Here is a 1,670-nt window from a genome sequence, read left to right on the forward strand (position 1 = left end):
AGACCACCGACGCGACACCTTCCCATCCGCCACCGCCACAGCCAAATCCCGCGAACCGTTCGCATCCCCCGACAAACCGGCGCATCGCTTTTCACAGTGTTCTCGAAATTCATCGTTCAGCGGTCAAGCTACTAGTCACCCCAGTACCAATTGTCCCGGCTAACCTTTGTTTCGCGACGCCCGGAGAGCGTCGAAAGAGGATGAAAGAACAGTTGGGTGATGTAGCCGGGCCTGATGAGCGATACCGCCAACCAAACCTGGAAAAGGCCGCCGAATACCGCCGCGACTACGAAGGCCACGAATCCGATTGCTCTCGAGTACGCCTCATACTGCCCAACGGTGGCCGCCTGCCGCGCACCCCCGTCGGTCCATGACCAAAAATTAGTCCCATCGGAGAACACTTCGTGCCCTGCGGTTTCCGAGAACTTCAAAGCAAACAACAAACTCACCGCGAAGACGAAAAGTACTCCTGCGACTGCCGCGGCAACAAGCCAAGACCGCACGAATCTGCTCCACATCGGTGGCTGTTCGACCGAGGTCCCCGTAAACAGCCACCAAACCAAACGAGTTGCAGCGTACGCCGCGACCATCGCAAGGGATGCGACAACGTAGCCGAATTGCGACGCTGAATCGGAGGCGAATACATGAATCACGGCGTGCGTCGCGATAATCAAGTTGAAGATCACCGAAATGGCGAGGAATAAGAGGTCGCGAAGGGGTCCGCGGAGAGCGACATTCATGGCGACACCACCGTATAACCATGTCCGTCGGTCACACCGAAGCCCAGCCCTGGATACCAGCCGACCGTGCGAACCCAAATCTCTTCTCCATCGTCATTTGATGAGGTCGAGGTTTGCATACCGATACCGATCTTTCCAACGCCTGCTGATATGTCGACGACCCGCGCGGGACCGGCCAAATCTGATATTTTTGTCGCGTTGGACAGGCCTATCGAAACGTTCACGTTCGCACCGATCTTGTTGGCTTTTGTTGGGCCCGAGGTAGTCGCCCCCATTTCGCCGTCAACAGTTGCCGTGAACTTGAAGCTGTCTAACGGATCAGGTCCGGGGACGTACACGACACACGCCGACACCCCAGCGGCTCCAACCAGCATGCCGACGCTTCCGCCAATGCACGCCATGACTGTTGGCAACGGCGTTGAGACGATGAGGTTCGACAGTCGCGAGCCCTTACATCCCGCAACTCCGGCAACGCACAGCGACTGCTGCACTTTGCTAGCCGTCGGGGTACCTCCGCAGTATCCGACCATCATCTGGCATACGGCCTGCTTGGCAGCCGGGCTATTCGATGAAGCGGGCTTACCCTTGCCGCCCTTTGCTGAGCTCGACGGAGCAGGCGGGTACCAGCCACCCCCTGGACTGGGCAGAGTACCCGCCTCGCGATCCTTCAAACTCTGCTGGGGGATATTCATGAATCCTGGAGTGTAGCCAGGCGTATAGGGAATGTACCCACTCGGATCACTTTGCGTGACCGGATTGTTGTGCGCATACGAGTACCCGTTGTTCTGCTGCGGATTGTCCGGCGCGAGCACCGGATCCACCGACACGAACCGGCCCAACACCGGGTCGTACGCGCGAGCCCCTAACTGCGTCAAACCCGTCAGCCCCGACACCGGCGCATTCAAGTACCCGTGCGCACTCGACCACACC

The 1,670-nt window shown here is 58.7% G+C and carries 2 protein-coding genes; both read right to left on the minus strand.

The genetic code is table 11. From position 1 onward, the window contains the following. Positions 1-131: 131 nt before the first annotated feature. Positions 132-740: a hypothetical protein gene (locus ACYVGI_RS19090; protein ID WP_460634164.1), complete on the minus strand. Its 609-nt coding sequence runs from the start codon at positions 738-740 to the stop codon at positions 132-134. Then, the coding region (locus tag ACYVGI_RS19095) for an RHS repeat-associated core domain-containing protein (RefSeq protein ID WP_460634165.1) at positions 737-1,670 on the minus strand (934 nt) is incomplete at its 5' end. The genes ACYVGI_RS19090 and ACYVGI_RS19095, both read right to left, overlap by 4 nt.

Source organism: Leifsonia lichenia (assembly GCF_054780215.1).

Bases quoted from the DNA above. Each gene is read 5' to 3' on its own strand.
- ACYVGI_RS19090 (WP_460634164.1), bottom strand. From the start codon at position 740: ATGAATGTCGCTCTCCGCGGACCCCTTCGCGACCTCTTATTCCTCGCC.